We start from the raw sequence: 18,313 nt of genomic DNA on the forward strand, positions 1-18,313 counted from the left end.
CTTATCCCTCCTGACTCAAGAATCGGAAGACATCACTCCGATTGATTATCCCAATTATTTTTCCTTCTCGCTTCATGGCGAAAGCATCATGGCCAGCTAACAAGTCAAAAACTTCGCTCAAGCTAGTATCAACGGTCAATGCCGTGAGTGTAGGATCAGCCACCTCTGATTGCTGGTAATAGCCGCCGTTATACAGCGCTTCTAAGGTTTGGGTATACACTTCGTCGGTGGTTTCATCAAAGAATTCTTCCACGAACTGATTCGCAGGATGTTTCTGAATCTCTTCAGGCGTATCACACTGAATCAGTTTTCCTTCATGCATGACAGCGATCCGACTGCCGATTTTCATTGCTTCCTTCATGTTATGTGTAACGAAGATCACGGTATTCCCTAATTTCCGATGTAGTTCCAAAACAAGATCTTGCAAACTTGCACGAGAAATCGGATCAAGTGCACTGAAGGGCTCATCCATCAAAACTATGTCTGGTTCTGAAGCAAGCGCACGGATGATCCCAATTCGTTGTTGTTGTCCACCTGATAATTCACTAGGCATCCGATCTCTAAACAATTCTGGGTCCATATCGACTTCCTTCAGCAGCTCATCCACTCGTTTCGTACGACGACCTTTATCCCATCCAAGCATTTCAGGGATGACTTCGATATTTTCTCGGACAGTCATCGTTGGGAACAGCGCGATTTGTTGAAGGACATAGCCAATCTGCCAACGTAATTTTTGAATATTGTAATCCTTGATCCGCTTCTCTTTGAAGTACAAATCGCCATTCGTTGGTTCGATCAATCCATTGATCATTTTTAAGGAAGTCGTTTTCCCACTCCCAGATGGACCAACTAATACAAATATCTCTCCTTTTTTAACAGAGATATTTAAATCTTTTAGAACAACATTTCCTTCGAATTCTTTACTTACGTCTTTAAACTCTATAATCGATTCCATCTATTTCTCCTCCCCAATGATTTTCTCTTTCACTAAGAAGTCATGGGCAACTTTCGCAGGCTGCTCTTTTTTCACATTGACTAGGTAGTTCATTTCGATCATTTGATCTTCGGTGATTTTCCCAGACAATCGGTTCAACGCCTTAACAACATCTGGATGTTCATCAGCGAAATCTTTTTTCATCAAAGGTGCTCCTTGATAAGGTGGGAAAAGATGCAGATCGTCTTCTAGTGTCACTAAGTCATATTGTTTAATCTCACTATCTGTTGAATAGGCATCGATCACATCGACATCCCCGTTATTGATGGCTTGATAGCGCAAGGCTGGTTCCATACTTTGTACAGAGCTTAACTTCACTCCATATTTTTCTTGAATCCCGCGATACCCATCTTGCCGGTCAATAAATTCTAATGTAAATCCGGCTTTTAGTTGATCTTGTTGCGCTTGTAGTTGGGAAATCTTCGTTATGCCGCGTTTTTCAGCTTCACTTTTCTTCATCGCTAAAGCATACGTATTTTCATAAGCCATAGGTTTCAATAGGCGCATGTCGAATTGAGCATCCAATAATTTATTTGCTTCTTGATATGTTTTCTCAGGTGACAATTCATCTGGCATATTCTTAGGTACTTTAACTAGACTTTCTAAGACGGTTCCAGTAAATTCGGGATAAATATCAATTTGATTGCTTTCTACCGCGCTGAACAAGAAACTTGTCTTCCCGAAGTTTGGCTTCAAATCTACATTGACCGAAGAATCTTCATCCTGAATGACCTCTTTATATATATTGATCAGAATATCTGGCTCGGAACCAAGTTTTCCGGCAATGGTGACTGTTTCTGTTCCGATGGGGTTCCTTTGAGCAAAGAAAATGCCGCCAATACTTAGACAAATGATTCCAAGAGTAATCAAAGTCACTTTCCCACTTCGATTTTGTAAAAAGCGGATCAGCGTACTGAAAATAATCGCAAGTAATGCGGAACTAATGGCTCCAATAAGAGTCAAGTTCGGATCGTTTCGATCAATCCCAAGTAAAATAAACGTACCCAAACCCCCGGCACCAATCAAGGCAGCCAATGTCGCTGTCCCGATAATTAGTACTAGTGCTGTACGTACACCAGAAATAATGACCGGCATTGCCATGGGTAATTCTACTCTCATCAATTTGCGCATACGAGACATTCCAAAAGCGTCTGCAGCCTCTTCAATAGAAGGATCAATTTCTGCTAGACCGATATACGTGTTTTGGAAGATCGGCAGTAGCGCATAAACGACCAATGCAATCAATGCTGGAACTGTACCGATTCCAACAAAAGGGATCAGCAATCCCAGTAACGCAAGGGATGGAATCGTCTGTAAAATACTTGTTATCTGTAACACAACTTCCGCCATTTTTTTTCGTTGACTCAACAAGATCGCCAATGGAATAGCAATGACGATCGCAATCAACAATGCACTCAAAGAAATGGCTAAATGTTCAAAAATTGCTGATAATAGCTCTTCTTTTCTTTCACTAAATGTATTGATTAATTCATTCATAAATTATCCTCTCAATAGTATGACCTGTTCTCAGTATAACTTAATCAAAAAGGGAGACAAAAAGATTGGCTTGAGTAAAAGTAGTATAATAATAAGGATCTCTTAGTAAAGGAAGCGATAAAAAGATGAAAACAATGAAAGAATTGGAAAATATCCAACGAAAAAAGCAAGAAAAAACCTATTCCTATTTAAATTCTCATCATTACAATTGGTTTAAGGCAATTGACTTAAATCTATTAAACAGTGATGGGTTTACCAATTATTTCCTACGAATCAAACAAAATGAACCCGCAGTTTTTGAAGCATTGCAAGAAAACGTGTTGAATGCCACAATTATTGGGTTTCAAAAAGATTTATCTGACGAAGATAGCTTTATCTTATTGACAGCAAGTTGGGCTAACGGTTTCGTCCCTGAAAAAGCCGCCTCCGCATTACAGGATTTTGAACGCTATTTGATCAATTACACCATTCAAAAAGATCCATTGCTTGGTATCAATCAAATGAATGCTGATTTTAATCAAGTATTGATGCAGCATTTCCCGAAAGTTCGTCGCCAAGATTTGCGTTTGATTTATCGTTTACTGTTGCTAAAAGAAGCATCACACGATGAGATTTCTGAAGAATTAAGTGCAATGAATGCACGCTCTCGTACTCGAACTGAAAACATGCTGGCCCTTTTTCAAGCCATTTAAAAAAGAAACGACTGGTAAAGTCGTTTCTTTTTTATAATAGATAATTATTTTCCTTCGTGGCTAGTTGTAGGCGATGCAACTCATACGTAGCATATCCTAAGACAACCAATGGTTCCTTTTGACAAAGTGCCTCTGCTTCTTCATAGCTAGCTGCCTTAAAAACAAACATACCTGCCATTCCGGGATACCCCTTGAATGCTCCAGCGAGCTCAATATGGTTTTCCTCGTCTAAACTTCTCAAATTTTCAACGTGCTCAATGACACCAGCTTTGTTTAAGCGCCGGTACTCCTTTGTTTTTTTTATCATCATGACGTATACCCACTCGTTCATGCATTTCCTCCTTTTATTCATATATTTTTGTGATTTTTAATGCCCGCATTCTCAATTCTTCACGAGCTTCTTTAGGTTCAAGAACCTCAACGTAGGGACCGTAAGACAACAGCCTAAGATACGTCCATTCGCTCAATGGATACTGAACATTTACTAAATACCCTCCATTCGAAAGCTGTTGAACTTGATGCTCGTGAAATTCATCAAACAATCGATGGGCTATTTTTTTTGAGAAAAGCAACGTAAAATTTATCCACTCCGTATCATCTTTCCTAGTGTTTAAGAAAAAATCATTAGGTAATGACCGTTCAAACGTCTCTGATAAAACGATTATTTTTTTCATACGAGATAACCGAAAAATTCTGATCGCTTGACTGTTATGACAGTAACCAACAATATACCAGGCATGAGATTTAAATAGTAAGCGCAACGGCTCTACATTTCGTTTAGAACTCGTTAACTCAGAATTAAAATAATCGAATGTCAAAAGATGCTTTTCAGTGATCGCTTTTCGTAATTCGGAAAGTGTTACTTTTTCCGTTTCTTCGCTGCCCCAGTAGCTAAAATCAATCTCTAGCCATTCCTCTGTCGGCGGCTGATTAAATAATGCGCCAATTTTATTTAATACATGCTCCGTCTCAGGATAGTTTGCTGCATTGAGAATCTGAAGTCCTTGATAGACGTACATTTTTTCATCAGATGTCAGGAACGATTCATCTAAGGTAAACCCATCCATCAACGAGAGCCCTCCTCCGAATCCTTTTTTTGAAAGAATTGGAATGCCCGCTAATGATAACGTCGTAATGTCTCGATAAATCGTTCGTGTCGACACACCAAGATATTCTGCCAATTCTTTGGCAGTGACTCGTTTGTGCCTGACAAGATAAAAAATCAGTTTAATCAATCGTTCGATCTGCATTTTCCTGTTTCCTTTCGATGACTACTATATCAACAGTAATACGACAACAAGCTGTCATATAAAAAAAGAAAATAGGAAATCAATAGTTACACTTCGTTTTGCGACAGTTTACTGATTTCCTTATCTATCAATACCAAGGAGAGCTTCAATGCTTTGATTCTTTCTTCAGATAAGGTAATTTGTGCTTTTCTATTTTTCCCAAGAGATTGTTTTTCTTCTAACGAAATAAGCGCTTTCTCAATTTTGTGTAATGTTGACAGTAACGATTTCTTTGCAGCTAAATAGTCAGCTAGTCCATAGTTATCCAACCTAAACAACTCCTTTCAATTATTATACAAAAAAGTCTCCTCTTAATGAAAGAGGAGACTACAATCTTATTTAATTAACGGATACCTAAAGCAATCCGTGCATAACGGCTCATTTTATCGGTCGTCCATGCTGGATACCAAACAAGCTTCACTTCTACATTCGTGACCTCTGGAATCTCACCTAAAGCGGATTGAATATTATCAGTTAAGATATCTGCCAATGGACATCCCATAGTCGTCAATGTCATTTTAATTACCGTGTTTCCTGTTTGTTCAAAATCTACTTCATAGATCAAACCAAGATTAACGATATCGATTCCTAACTCAGGGTCAATGACTGATTCTAAAGCAGTTAAAATAGTTTCTTTAATCTCTGCTACTTCTGCATCGGACCATTTTTGTGTGTTCTCTTCCACTTGTTCCACTCCTTTCGAGTTTCAAGAGTATTTTACTCTATCTTTTAGTGTTTGTAAATGAGAATTGAATCCCTCTTATTCTCATTTAAGAACTATTATTTAGCGATTTGTGATTTTTTCAATAAATTCTGTTCGTCTTGCGTCAAGAATGAACCAACAACTGAATCTGTTGCAACGATATTAGTAAATGAATTCGGATCTACGTCAGCGACGACTTGTTTTAATGTATACAATTCATAACGAGTAAAAACAACCATGATGACTTCTCGTTCAGTAGAGCTAAATCCTCCTCGCGCAGGAATTACCGTCAGCCCACGCAATAATTCTCTGCTCAGGACTTCAATCATGACTGCACTATTTCCAGTATTGATGAACGCCGTCATTTTTTGATGACTCGTATGGACATAGTCGACAACGGTACTCATTGTGAATATCGTGATGATCGTATAAAGCGCGCTCTCCCAAGTAAAAAAGAAACCAGCAACTATTACAATCACACCATTTAGGAGCATCATATAGTTTCCAACTGTACGCCCTGTTGTTTTAGATAATAATAAGGATACGATGTCTAAGCCGCCCGTCGTAAACCCAAATTTTAACGAAAGGCCCGCACCGATTCCGAGCATGACCCCTCCGGTGATCGCATTCATTAACACATTATCAGTCACTTGACCGACCGGAACCAATGTCGTAAAAAAAGACATGGAAATTACATTTGCAAAGCTCAAAATCATTGCTGATTTTCCAAGTCTTATGAATCCTAAGACGAATACTGGAACATTCAGAAGAAAAATCAATATTCCGGTGTCGATAGATAAACCTACATTTGATAATAAGTGCTCGGCAATTTGGGCAATCCCGGTCATCCCTGCTGAAAAGACATTTGCTGGGATCAAAAAAAGATTTAAACCAACCGCTCCGGTCAAACCAGTAAATAAAATGACAAGGACTTTTTTTGCCAAATCCTTGGATGTATAATTCATAACCTTCTGCATCCGATATTCCCCCTTTAATTCAAACCTATAATAGAGTAACAGGTTCCATGAATATTAATCAATCGTTTTCAATCACTTATTTGAGAATAATCATGGCTTTCTTAGCATTTTTTGATAAACTAAAGAAAAAGCTTTCGGATACTGATTTTATTCATCCTAATTTGCTGAAGGGATTTGTTTTCTAAAACAAAAACACGTTTTCCTGTAAATTATTGCGTTGAATGATTCTGTATTTGGAGTAAATTAGGAGAATGTCTATGGCAAAAGATGCGAGCTTTGATATTGTTTCAGAGTTAAACAAGGAAGAAGTCAAAAATGGGGTTCAAATCGCCCTGAAGGAATTGAAAAATCGCTTTGATTTTAAGGGAAGTACCTTCGACATTACATTAGAAGGCAATCAATTAGTGATTAAAGCTGAAGATGACTACAAGATCGAACAAGTGAAAGATGTGCTGTTTAGTAAACTGATCAAACGTGGTGTGCCGTTAAAAAATATCCAATTCTCTACTTCTGAGCACGCCTTAGGAGGAAACGCCCGACAACAAGCTGAACTTGTAAACGGGATTGATAGAGAAAGTGCCAAAAAAATTACAACTGCTATCAAAAACAGCAAAGTAAAAGTAAAGGCGCAAATTCAAGAAGACCAATTAAGAATTACTGGAAAAAATAGAGATGACCTCCAACAAGTAATTGCTTTGGTAAAAGAAATCGATTTACCGATCGATGTTCAGTTTATCAACTACCGATAGTAATAAAGAAATAAATTTTTTACAAGATACAAAAAATAGGCTGAATGATTCTTTACTGTTTTTATCGATAGTAATTGAACCATTCAGCCTATTTATTTAGTAGTTTAGTAGGAGTTGCGGCAAACATTTCATTTGCGATATTTCTATCTCTTATTTACTTTTGACTTCTTGTTGCCAAAATTCATTTGCCATTCGTTCCACTTCATTTGGTCCATAAATCACTTTTCGGTCTGACCAATTAACGGGTAAAAGACTTTGATAATGAGGATTTGTGTAGCGTTGATCTAAGAGAAGAATGATCCCTCGATCTTCCATCGTACGGATCACACGCCCTGCTGCTTGTATCACCTTGTTCATTCCTGGCAATTGGTAGGCATAACTGAATCCTTGATTGCGTTTTTCGTCATAATATTCTTTAATCAGCTCTTGTTCGTGATTTACCTGAGGCAGTCCTACTCCGACCACGACTGTACCGATCAATCGTTCACCGACTAAATCGATCCCTTCAGAAAAAATCCCTCCCAATACGCAAAAACCTATCAATGTTTTCTTTGGATTTGTTACAAAAGCAGCTAGGAAATCCTCTCGCTCTGTTTCGTTTAATTTTGATCCTTGAATTTGAATCGCATATTCTGGATATACTTCATGGAAATAGTCTGCTACTTGATCTAAGTATTGAAATGATGGGAAGAAGACTAAGTAATTACCCGTTTTCGTTTTAACCAACCCTTCAATAGAGGCAGCGATTTTCGGAATACTTTGCGTTCTCCTTTGATACGTTGTTTGAATACTGGCATCCACCATCACTAGGCGATTGTCATTTGGAAAAGGACTCGGAAGACGATAAGTAAGACTCTCTTCCCCTCCGCCTAAGACTTCTTGGTAATAATCCAATGGTGAAAAACTTGCGGAAAAGAGAATGCTGCTCCCAACTTTATCCATGGTCTGCTCTAAAAACCAAGACGGATCAATACAATACTCTTTGACAATCAGATCATAGCTTTTATGTTCAACAGTTGTCTGATAATGATCGTCATAAAATTCGCTCATACGAGTGAAGCGTATAATTTCAAAGTAAACAGGCAGCATCTTCTGTTGCGCCGGATTGTCTGGATTCTCTGCTAGCCATTCTTTGATTTGCTCCTGTAATTTGAACAAACTATTGATCAAATTTTCAGGTGCTGCCTGCTGGTGATGGTAGGCTTCTCCATCCAATGATTGGTGGATCAATTCAAATTCATTGTCCACTCGCGTAAATGCTCTGTGCAATTTTTTAAAAGAGGTGTCCAAATTTTTTTGCATCTGAGCGATTGACTCCCTTGAGATACTGGCAGAGTACATTTCTTTCGAGCGATTGACTAAGTTATGAGCTTCATCAACTAACACTAGATTTGATTTATTCTCTTCCTCAAAGAAACGACGCAAATAAACGGTTGGATCAAATAAATAATTATAGTCACCGACAACAAGATCGCTGAAACGACTCACATCCAACGAAAGTTCAAATGGACAAAGCTCATGCTTTCTCGCGTATTTTTCAATTACTGGGCGTGTGTACTGGTCCTCACTATTCAGCATATCCCATAGACCATCGTTGACGCGATCATAGTAGCCCTTCGCAAAAGGACAGTGCTCAGGAGTACAATTTCGTTCCGTCAAAAAGCAAATTTTGTCTTTGGCGGTCAACGTCACACTTTTTACCCGTGCATCGTTTTTAGTAATTTTAGTAACCGTTTCTTCGGCCACTTGGCGCGTGATCGTCTTTGCTGTTAGGTAAAAGATCCTTTCACCCAACCCTTCTCCCATTGCTTTAAACGTAGGGAAAAGGGTGGACATCGTTTTCCCTGTACCGGTGGGGGCTTCGACAAACAACTTTTGTTGCGCGTGGATCGTTTTGTATACTGCGGCAGCCAACTCTCTTTGCCCTGCACGATACGTATCGAAAGGAAATTCTAAGGTTTTTAGAGAATTGTTTCGTATTTCCCGCCACTCTAACTGAAATACCAGCCAGTTTTCATAGCGTTTGATCAAATCGTTGAAGAAAGCGTCCAATTCTTCGAAAGTAAACGTTCGAATTTGTCGCGTGATCTTCTCCTCTGTTGTTTGAAAATAGGTTAACCGTGTACCGATTTCAGCGAGATCCTCTTGCTCACTATAAATATAGGCATAAACCATTGCTTGATAAAAATAAAGATCAATGATCCCTTCTTCCAGCTCCTCAAAGGGTGTCTCTGATGTTTTGATCTCGTCAACAAACACGCGATCTTCTTCTATATAAATACCGTCGGCACGTCCTTCGATTTGAACGGCTGTATCGGCAATTTCTGCGGGTTTCTTCAACCAGACTTCTTTCTGGTAGCCAGAACCGCCTTCTTTTTGTAGCTGGCGATGGATTCGTGCACCTTCTTGAGGTGTGTGATTGCTATTCTTTCCTTCGTCGATGCTCCCGCTGCGCAGGATGAATTCAACTAACTCACGAATCGCGATTCTTTTTACTGCCACCTTCTCACCTCGTTCTTGTATCTGCATATGCGATCATTTAAAATCGTTTTGCTTTTTCACCATAGAAGATTTTCGGTAGCTCGTCAAGTGTTAGTCCACGCTGGGCAATCCTAGCTTTCCATAACAAGCAGAAACCAGAATCGCCAAAATCGTTCAGGGAAACCACAATTTTTTTACTTTTAAGGTATAATAGAGAAGAATTAAGTGATCGTGCGTTTTATTACTGATAGAAAAGAATCATTTGAGACTTTTAGTAAAACAAATCACGGCAATGAAAACTACTTTTAGTGCTTCAGGGAGGAAAATAATGATTCAAATCGAGGGCTTTGTTACCGGAATCGCGCAAGAAAATTGCTATTTGATTCATAATGAAAAAAACTTGTTGGTCGTTGATCCAGGTTCAGAGGGTGATCGACTTGTAAAAGAAATCGACCGTATCGGAAAAAAACCGCAAGCGATTTTATTAACACATACTCACTACGATCACATTGGGGCGGTCGAACAGATTCGGAATAACTACAACATTCCTGTGTATGTAAGCCCGCTAGAACAAAAATGGTTAGGCGATCCCATCTTAAATCTTTCTGGTTTAGGACGTCATGACGATATGCCGGATTTAATCCTTCAGCCAGCAGAATACGAATTTGAAATGAAGGAATACACTATCGGCGGCATGACTTTTCAAGTGGTTCCGACACCTGGTCATTCGATTGGCAGTGTCAGTTTCATCTTTGATGACTTTGTCGTTGTAGGGGATGCACTTTTCCGAGGCAGTATTGGTCGCACAGATTTGTATACGGGGGATATGCAACAATTGCTCTACAGTATCAAAACGTACCTATTTACCCTTCCCCATGAACTCCCGGCTTATCCAGGACATGGTGAGGCAACAACGATCGGTCGCGAGGTCGACACAAACCCATTCTTTAATTAATCAACTTTTTGGAGGTTATAAATATGGCAGAAACAAATCTTTATATTGTTCGACATGGTAAAACAATGTTCAATACGTTAGCTCGTGTGCAGGGCTGGTGTGATACACCACTAACAAAGAGCGGACGTGACGGGATTCATTACGTCGGCTTGGGCTTGCAAGATACAAAGTTCGAAGAGGCATACTCCAGTGATTCTGGGAGAGCGATCGAAACGATGCGAATTCTTTTAAATGAACACCCTGAAGGAAAAAATATTCCCTATCACGTAGATCCTCGTATCCGTGAATGGTGCTTTGGCTCCTTAGAAGGCGCCTACGATGCAGAAATGTGGGGCGTTTTGCCACGTGTACTGAATTTTAAAACAGAAGATGACCTGTTTGCTACAGATGTCAGCTTTGAAGAAATCGCCAATGCGATCGAAGGAGCGGATACCGCAAATTGGGCCGAACCTTATTCAACATTGCGTGATCGTGTATGGAATGGTTTTGAAGACATCGCTCAAAGCCGTGAAAAACAAGGCGGAGGAAATGTTTTGATCGTCTCCCATGGTTTGACGATCGCCTTCTTGTTAAGCTTGATTGATTCAAAACAGCCGGTACGTGCCAACTTGTTGAACGGCAGTATCAATCGTCTGCGTTATGAAAATGGAGAATTCTCCATTCGCGCCATCAATGATATCAGCTATATGGAACGTGGAAAATCGATCTCTGATCATTCAGAAGCATAGTTCGCAAACTGTCAGCAAGCGCTGGCAGTTTTTTTCTTTAAAAAAGCTTAGCCATTTTTAGATGGTCTTTTCAAAGCTGAAACGGTATACTGATTATTGTTATTAACTTGAAAGGACGTATAACTTCATGCTTATTGCCAATATTTTTAAAGCAATTATTCTTGGGATCGTCGAAGGAATCACCGAATGGTTGCCAATTTCTTCCACAGGACACCTCATCTTAGCGGATGAATTCATCCGGCTGAATATGAGCCCTGCCTTTATTGAAATGTTCAACGTGGTGATTCAATTGGGGGCGATTTTAGCCGTAGTTGTCTTGTTTTTCAGCAAATTGAATCCCTTCGCTCCTAGTAAAAATCATAAAGAGAGACAGGAAACATGGACATTGTGGTTCAAAGTCATTATTGCCTGCTTACCCGCAGCAGTCATTGGCTTGCCGTTAGATGACTTTCTAGATGAACATTTCCATAAATTTCTACCAGTTGCTATCATGTTGATTGTTTACGGGATCGCCTTCATCGTGGTGGAACGGATGAATAAAAATAAAACACCGAAATGCACGAATTTAAATGATTTCACCTATAAAGCCGCATTGATCGTGGGTGGCTTTCAATTACTTTCTTTGATTCCTGGGACCTCCCGCTCGGGTGCAACGATCCTGGGAGCAATTATTATCGGAAGCTCCCGTTATGTTGCAACAGAATTTTCTTTCTTCCTTGGAATTCCCGTCATGTTTGGGGCCAGTGGATTAAAAATCGTTAAATTTTTGATGCATGGAAACACTTTTGGTGCTTCAGAAATTATCGTATTATTGGTGGGCATGGTCACTGCCTTTGTAGTATCGATCATTGCTATTAAGTTCTTATTGGATTATATTAAACGAAATGACTTTACCGTGTTTGGCTGGTATCGAATCGTTCTGGGTATCATCTTGATCGGCTATTGGCTGATCGCTATGTAGGATCTGCATTTTTGCAGGTCTTTTTTTTTGCAAATTTATTTCTGACACTTGAATAAACGATAGTTATTCTAAATAAGGATTACTGTCGTTTATTTTCATTTTTTTGTTGGTATACTGCGGAAAAACATTTTAACAGCTAATGATAGTCATTCTCAACGGTAATTGATAATTACTTTCGTTCTCAATTAGCGATTTAAATTATCAATTATGCCGATTGCTATGATACTATGAAATTGAAAGAAACAGTGCCCACACATCTCATCAGTTGTGAGTGATTGGTTCTGATAGATTTCTTTGTATTTAGAAAGGAGGAAAAGTGATGAGTAAAGAAGAACGTAATGCCTTTCTCTCTACCCTTTTCTGTTTCGTATTTTTGATGATTGGAAAAATTTCAAGCGGCTTCTCCCTGCCTGTTTCTCCCCTCTTTTTCGTTTTGGCAATTATCTGTGGTGGATGGAAGCAAACCTTTGAAGGTTTCAGTGAGCTCATACAGGATCGCACATTAAACGTCGATTTATTAATGGCTTTAGCAGCAATCGGTGCCTGTTTGATCGGTAATTGGTTTGAGGGTGCGATGTTGACGTTTATTTTTTGTTTGAGTGGCGCCCTGGAAGAATATGCGACCAATAAAAGCACAAAAGAAATCACCGCGCTAATGAATGTTGCCCCCAATGAGGCGTTGAAAATTGTTGAGGGTGAGCACCTCACAGTTCCCGTGGAAGAATTACAAGTGGGAGATCTTGTGTTTGTGCCTAAGGGGAAAGCTGTACCGATTGATGGTCGAATGCTCGATGCCTCGTCAATCGATGAATCTGCTATCTCTGGTGAATCTGTTCCGGTTGAAAAAGCGGTCAATGATGATGCCTTTGGCGGAACCATCAATTTAGGTCAGCCATTTACATTGGAAGTATCAAAAACAAGCAATAATACGTTATTCGCTCAAATATTGCGATTAGTCGAAAATGCTCAAAATGAGAAAAGTGCAACAGCGACATTCATTGAACAAATTGAAAATGTATACGTCAAAATTGTTCTTATTACCGTACCAGTAATGATTCTACTGACCCATTTCGTATTGGGTTGGAGTATGACAGAGAGCTTTTATCGCGGCATGGTGTTATTAGTCGTAGCCTCCCCCTGTGCGTTAGTCGCTTCTGCCACTCCCGCAGCGTTGGCAACGATCTCTAATGGAGCGAAGAAAGGGATTTTATTTAAATCTGGCAAAACAATAGAAAAACTCGCCGATTTGCGGGCCATATCCTTCGATAAAACGGGAACTCTGACACAAGGAAAACCGCGTGTTACGGATTACCATACATTGTACGAAGACCCAGTGATTCCTCAGCTCTTCTATTCTATGGAACGCCAATCTGCTCATCCGCTGGCAGCGGCTATTACGAAGTTTTTCAAAAATGAAGAGACACTCGACCTCTCCATTGAAGAACGGGCGGGCTTCGGTTTAGAAGCAAGTTATCAAAATGAACGGTGGCAATTGGGCAAACCGACAGACGGGCAGAGGCATCCTTTGATCAAGCAGTGGCATGATGAGGGAAAGACCGTGGTCGTCCTCAGTAACAATGAGACGATTGTCGCATTAGTAGGATTGATGGATTTGCCTAAGCCCTACACGAAAGAGGTCATCCACTATTTTCAGGAGGAAGATGTGCAAACCGTCATGCTCACCGGCGATAATTATGGAGCAGCCAGTTACATTGCCCATCAATTGGGATTAAATGATTATCACAGCGGCTGTCTGCCCGCTGATAAAACAGAATTAGTCAAACAGCAGCAAACGGCGTTTCACGTCAACGCAATGGTTGGCGATGGAATCAACGATGCTCCCGCTTTGGCGACTGCAAGCATCGGGGTTGCTATGGGCGAAGGAACCGATGTTGCGATGGAAGTTTCCGATATGGTTCTAATGAAGAATGATTTGACCAAATTAATGTACAGTCATCGTCTAGCAAAAAAAATGAAGCGGATCGTTCGACAAAATATCCTATTTTCCTTAAGCGTCATTTGTTTGCTGATCGCGAGCAATTTCTTACAATTTCTCACTCTTCCCTTTGGCGTGATCGGACATGAAGGAAGTACGATACTTGTGATTATAAATGGGTTGCGGATGCTCCTACCTCTAAAAGAACCGAAACACTTGGATGAGACAAAATGCACGGCTTGCCCATTATACAAATCAGCCAATTAAGAATCGGATCGGACGGGTATACCCTTCTGTTCATAAAAATAGAATCGGGCACATGAATCAACGCTGTTGCCTTCCTATATATTTATTTTCTGTTAAGGAAAAAAACTTGTCACGATTTTATTGCATTGAAAAGCGGCTTTATGTATAATGAGTAATGTTGAATTGTACGGAAATAACCGTATAAGACTGAATTCGGAGGTGAAATCCATGCCAAACATTGAATCTGCAATCAAACGTGTTCGCACTAGCGAAGCTGCTAACGCTAAAAACTCATCACAAATGAGCGCAATGCGTACTACTGTTAAGAAATTTGAAGAGGCTGCTGATGCTGGCGCTGAAAATATGAACGACCTTTATAAAGAAGCTGCTAAAGCAATCGATATGGCTGAATCAAAAGGTTTGATCCACAAAAACAAAGCAAACCGCGACAAAGCGCGTCTTGCTAAAAAATTAGCGAAATAATAAAAACCGATCGTTTGATCGGTTTTTTATTTTGTCCTCTGGATACAAAAATAGCGTCGATACCATTGGTATCAACGCTATTTTTTATTTGTTCGTCAATTCCGTATAACTTTTCGCCCGTTCTTCCATATCATCAACGGTTTGTGTTAGCATCTCTTCTACTAGCTCATCATCTTTTTTGATGTTGTGCAATGCAGAGAAACGTGTCTGACCTTCAAGGAAAGCATTCATTTTACTGAAATCTGCTTTCTTAAAGTCGATCCGCATTGGGTCCTTGCCTTTTTGTGCACGTACAGGATCGTAGCGATAAAGCGGCCAATAGCCTGATTCAACGGCTTCTTTCGATTCTTCGATCGATTGACTCATTCCACCTCGAATCCCGTGATTGATACACGGTGTATACCCAATAATCAATGATGGTCCCGGGTAGGCTTCTGCCTCCTGGATTGCCTTCAATGCCTGCGTCGGATTGGCTTCGATCGCGACTTGAGCGACATAAACATCCCGATACGTCATAGCCATCATACCCAAATCTTTTTTCTTCGTTTTCTTCCCGCCGGCCGCAAATTTCGCAATAGCTGCTGAAGGGGTTGCTTTGGACATCTGACCTCCGGTATTTGCATAGACTTCATTGTCCATAACCAAAATATTGACATCCTCACCAGAAGCTAAGACGTGGTCAATACCGCTGAAGCCGATATCATAGGCCCATCCATCGCCTCCGATGATCCATTGACTAGGTTTCGCAAACATCTCATGATCTGCGAGAATTGAACGCAAGTCTTCGTCTGTTTCTTCACCTAATACGGCACGTAATTTTGCCGCACGCTGTTGACTGCCTTCACCATCTAACATGTGGTTCATCCAGTCCTGTAACTGGGCCCTTGTATCCTCTGACCCAACGCCATTTTCCAAAGCCTTCATAACTTTATTAGCTAAACGATTTCGTTTGGTTTGGTTTGCCATGTGCATACCTAGACCGTATTCTGCGTTGTCTTCAAAAAGTGAATTGCTCCATGCAGGTCCTCTGCCATCTTCGTTCACAGTATATGGTGTCGCTGGTGCAGAACCGCCCCAAATAGAAGAGCATCCAGTCGTGTTTGCCACCATCATGCGGTCCCCGAACAATTGGGTCAATAGCTTCACATATGGTGTTTCCCCACAGCCCGCACATGCGCCTGAGAATTCCAATAATGGCTGCTCAAATTGAGAGCCCTTAACAGAAAATTTCTTGGCTGGATTGGCTTTTTGACGCAACGTCATCGCGAAGGCCCAATTAACTGCTTGATCTTTCTGATCTTCATAGGATTTCATAACTAACGCTTTTTCTTTAGCAGGGCACGCTTCTACACAAAGCCCACATCCTGTACAGTCTTCCAACGATACTTGGATACGGTATTTGAACCCGTCTTTTCCACGCATATCACGAGTAATAAAGCCTTCTGGCGCCGCCTCCATCTCTTCTTCGTCCGCAAGGAATGGACGAATCGCTGCGTGAGGACAAACAAAGGCACACTCGTTACACATCGTACAGGCTTCTGGAATCCATTCAGGCACTTCCAGTGCAATTCCGCGCTTCTCATACGCTGCTGTTCCTGAAGGCATCACGCCGCCCAACATACCATTTTCAATCAGGTCGTTGACAGAAAGCGCATTGCCTTCTTGACGGTTGATTGGCTCTAAGATATTGCGAATATAGGCAGGTTTCTCTTGATCTTCCTTATTAAACAGCGGTTTTACTTCAATCTCTGCCCATTCAGCCGGTATTTCTACTTTTTTCAACTCAGCGACTGTCGCGTCGATCGCCTGCCAATTGCGCTCAACGATCGTTCTAGATTTTTTACCATAAGCGGCATCTACTTCTGCTTTAAGCAGTGGCAAATACGTCTCATGATCCAAAATATCTGTCAATTCAAAGAAGGCTGTGGACATTACTTGGTTGATCCGTCCGCCAAGGCCTGTCTTTTGCGCGATCTCCATTGCATTGATAATGTAGAAATTGATCTTGTGTTCTGCTAAATAGCGTTTGATTCTGCTTGGTAATAACTGTTTGACTTTTTCTTCTGTCCAAACCGTATTAAGCAAGAATGTCCCGCCATCTTTTAACCCTTTAACTAAATCATATTGGTGGATGTAGGCGCTGTTATGGCATCCCACAAAATCAGCAGCTTCCACGTTATAGATTGAAAGAATCGGTTCTTTACCAAAACGTAAATGGGAATTCGTCAAGCCGCCTGATTTTTTAGAATCATAGGAGAAATACGCCTGCGCATAATAATCCGTGTTGTTCCCGATTATTTTAATCGCTTGCTTATTCGCCCCCACTGTACCATCAGAACCAAGTCCCCAGAACTTCGCTTGGAAGGTAGATGTCGGTGTCAAATCCAATACTTCACCCATTGGTAAGGACAGATTTGTCACATCGTCGTTGATCCCGATCGTAAACCGTTGCTTCATTTCGTTTGTCGGTACTAAAAGATGGTCAAAAACAGCCACGATTTGATCTGGCGTAACATCTTTAGAAGCAATTCCGTAACGGCCGCCAATAACGATTGGACGGTTCGTGTGACGGTACAGTACACTTTGTACATCCAATAATAACGGTTCGCCATCTGATCCTGGTTCCTTCGTACGATCAAGTACTGCTACTTTCTCAACGGTTGCAGGTAATTTTTCTAATAGATTTTCAGCAGGAAAAGGACGGTATAGATGAATATCAATAAAACCGACTTTACGGCCATTGGCATTCAAGTAATCCACTGTTTGCTGGATCGTTGGTGAAGCAGATCCCATCGCAATGATCACTTCTGTCGCTTCTGGATCTCCATAATAATTCGTTAAATCATAATTGGTTCCACGGAGATCGTTGATTTTCTGCATATATTTTTGAACGATCGCCGGCATTTCGTCGTAATAACGATTGACTGTTTCTCTTTGTTGGAAATGAATGTCTGGATTTTGAGCCGTTCCAGATACATTCGGACGATTTGGATTCATCCCAAGTTTACGGAATTCTTCCAACGCTTCCCAATTCACCATCGCTTTTAGGTCATCATAATCAAGAACTTCAATTTTTTGCAGCTCATGACTGGTTCTGAAGCCATCAAAGAAATTCATGAATGGTAATTTGCCTTCGATGCTCGCCAAATGGGCAACAGCGGACAAATCCATTACTTCCTGTACGCCGCCTTCAGCGAGCATACAAAATCCTGTTTGTCGAGCAGCCATCGCATCACTGTGGTCGCCGAAAATACTCAAGGCGTTCGTAGAAACTGCACGCGCTGCTACATGAAACACCGTCGGCAGTAATTCGCCCGCGATTTTGAACATATTTGGAATCATGAGAAGCAGTCCTTGCGAAGCGGTATACGTCGTGGTCAATACACCGGTCTTTAATGACCCGTGCACGGTCCCTGCGGCTCCTGCTTCTGATTGCATTTCAACTACCTTTACTGTCTCATTAAAAATATTTTTGCGGCCCTGTTCTGCCCATTCATCAACGACTTCTGCCATTGTTGAGCTAGGGGTGATCGGATAAATACCTGCAACTTCAGTAAATGCGTAAGATATATGTGCTGCTGCAGTATTTCCATCCATTGTCTTCATCGTTTTCATCATTTGC

The 18,313-nt window shown here is 40.7% G+C and carries 16 protein-coding genes; 7 read left to right on the forward strand and 9 right to left on the reverse strand.

Annotated elements, in window-relative coordinates; translation table 11 throughout:
* Position 1: 1 nt before the first annotated feature.
* The gene (locus IGI66_RS07250) at positions 2-955 is read right to left on the reverse strand and encodes an ABC transporter ATP-binding protein (protein ID WP_010780731.1); all 954 of its coding nucleotides are present in this window, start codon (positions 953-955) and stop codon (positions 2-4) included.
* Entirely contained in the window at positions 956-2,491 is a 1,536-nt protein-coding gene (locus tag IGI66_RS07255; protein WP_010780730.1) for an ABC transporter permease/substrate-binding protein, read from the reverse strand.
* A gap of 125 nt (positions 2,492-2,616) precedes the next feature.
* Here IGI66_RS07255 and IGI66_RS07260 point away from each other — a divergent pair, with 125 nt between their 5' ends.
* Complete coding sequence (locus tag IGI66_RS07260; protein ID WP_431380594.1) at positions 2,617-3,183, forward strand: hypothetical protein; 567 nt, start codon at positions 2,617-2,619, stop codon at positions 3,181-3,183.
* Positions 3,184-3,214: 31 nt separating this feature from the next.
* Here IGI66_RS07260 and IGI66_RS07265 read toward each other — a convergent pair whose 3' ends face one another.
* The 5 genes from IGI66_RS07265 to IGI66_RS07285 all read right to left on the reverse strand — a co-directional run bounded on the left by IGI66_RS07265 (position 3,215) and on the right by IGI66_RS07285 (position 6,152).
* The gene (locus tag IGI66_RS07265; protein ID WP_431380595.1) at positions 3,215-3,514 is read right to left on the reverse strand and encodes a YciI family protein; all 300 of its coding nucleotides are present in this window, start codon (positions 3,512-3,514) and stop codon (positions 3,215-3,217) included.
* Between the two features lie 13 nt (positions 3,515-3,527).
* Positions 3,528-4,433 carry a helix-turn-helix transcriptional regulator gene (locus IGI66_RS07270; RefSeq protein ID WP_438848273.1) on the reverse strand — a complete coding sequence of 302 codons (906 nt, stop codon included), beginning with the start codon at positions 4,431-4,433 and terminating at the stop codon, positions 3,528-3,530.
* A gap of 86 nt (positions 4,434-4,519) precedes the next feature.
* Complete coding sequence (locus IGI66_RS07275) at positions 4,520-4,741, reverse strand: hypothetical protein (RefSeq protein WP_314580808.1); 222 nt, start codon at positions 4,739-4,741, stop codon at positions 4,520-4,522.
* A 74-nt stretch (positions 4,742-4,815) separates the two neighbouring features.
* Entirely contained in the window at positions 4,816-5,157 is a 342-nt protein-coding gene (locus IGI66_RS07280) for a metal-sulfur cluster assembly factor (RefSeq protein WP_010780725.1), read from the reverse strand.
* A 95-nt stretch (positions 5,158-5,252) separates the two neighbouring features.
* Positions 5,253-6,152 carry a YitT family protein gene (locus tag IGI66_RS07285; RefSeq protein ID WP_114524454.1) on the reverse strand — a complete coding sequence of 300 codons (900 nt, stop codon included), beginning with the start codon at positions 6,150-6,152 and terminating at the stop codon, positions 5,253-5,255.
* 257 nt (positions 6,153-6,409) lie between these two features.
* On the opposite strand from IGI66_RS07285, the gene IGI66_RS07290 reads away from it, so the two are divergent.
* Positions 6,410-6,901 carry a YajQ family cyclic di-GMP-binding protein gene (locus IGI66_RS07290; protein ID WP_010780723.1) on the forward strand — a complete coding sequence of 164 codons (492 nt, stop codon included), beginning with the start codon at positions 6,410-6,412 and terminating at the stop codon, positions 6,899-6,901.
* A gap of 150 nt (positions 6,902-7,051) precedes the next feature.
* On the opposite strand, the gene IGI66_RS07295 is transcribed toward IGI66_RS07290, so the two are convergent.
* On the reverse strand, positions 7,052-9,403 hold the full coding sequence (locus tag IGI66_RS07295) for a helicase C-terminal domain-containing protein (RefSeq protein ID WP_438848276.1): 2,352 nt from the start codon (positions 9,401-9,403) through the stop codon (positions 7,052-7,054).
* 307 nt (positions 9,404-9,710) lie between these two features.
* On the opposite strand from IGI66_RS07295, the gene IGI66_RS07300 reads away from it, so the two are divergent.
* The 5 genes from IGI66_RS07300 (at position 9,711) to rpsT (ending at position 14,691) form a co-directional block, all read left to right on the forward strand.
* A complete protein-coding gene (locus IGI66_RS07300) occupies positions 9,711-10,337 on the forward strand; it encodes an MBL fold metallo-hydrolase (protein ID WP_010780721.1) in 627 nt (208 codons plus the stop codon).
* Positions 10,338-10,360: 23 nt separating this feature from the next.
* On the forward strand, positions 10,361-11,065 hold the full coding sequence (locus IGI66_RS07305) for a histidine phosphatase family protein (protein WP_010780720.1): 705 nt from the start codon (positions 10,361-10,363) through the stop codon (positions 11,063-11,065).
* A 127-nt stretch (positions 11,066-11,192) separates the two neighbouring features.
* Positions 11,193-12,026 carry an undecaprenyl-diphosphate phosphatase gene (locus tag IGI66_RS07310; RefSeq protein WP_010780719.1) on the forward strand — a complete coding sequence of 278 codons (834 nt, stop codon included), beginning with the start codon at positions 11,193-11,195 and terminating at the stop codon, positions 12,024-12,026.
* A 319-nt stretch (positions 12,027-12,345) separates the two neighbouring features.
* Positions 12,346-14,229, forward strand: a complete 1,884-nt coding sequence (locus IGI66_RS07315) for a heavy metal translocating P-type ATPase (protein WP_438848279.1) — start codon at positions 12,346-12,348, stop codon at positions 14,227-14,229.
* 207 nt (positions 14,230-14,436) lie between these two features.
* A complete protein-coding gene (rpsT, locus tag IGI66_RS07320) occupies positions 14,437-14,691 on the forward strand; it encodes a 30S ribosomal protein S20 (protein ID WP_010780717.1) in 255 nt (84 codons plus the stop codon).
* A gap of 84 nt (positions 14,692-14,775) precedes the next feature.
* On the opposite strand, the gene nifJ is transcribed toward rpsT, so the two are convergent.
* Positions 14,776-18,309, reverse strand: a complete 3,534-nt coding sequence (gene nifJ, locus IGI66_RS07325) for a pyruvate:ferredoxin (flavodoxin) oxidoreductase (protein ID WP_438848281.1) — start codon at positions 18,307-18,309, stop codon at positions 14,776-14,778.
* Between the last annotated feature and the right edge of the window lie 4 nt (positions 18,310-18,313).

This window comes from Enterococcus sp. AZ048 (assembly GCF_051715125.1).
Lineage (GTDB): Bacteria > Bacillota > Bacilli > Lactobacillales > Enterococcaceae > Enterococcus_A > Enterococcus_A gilvus.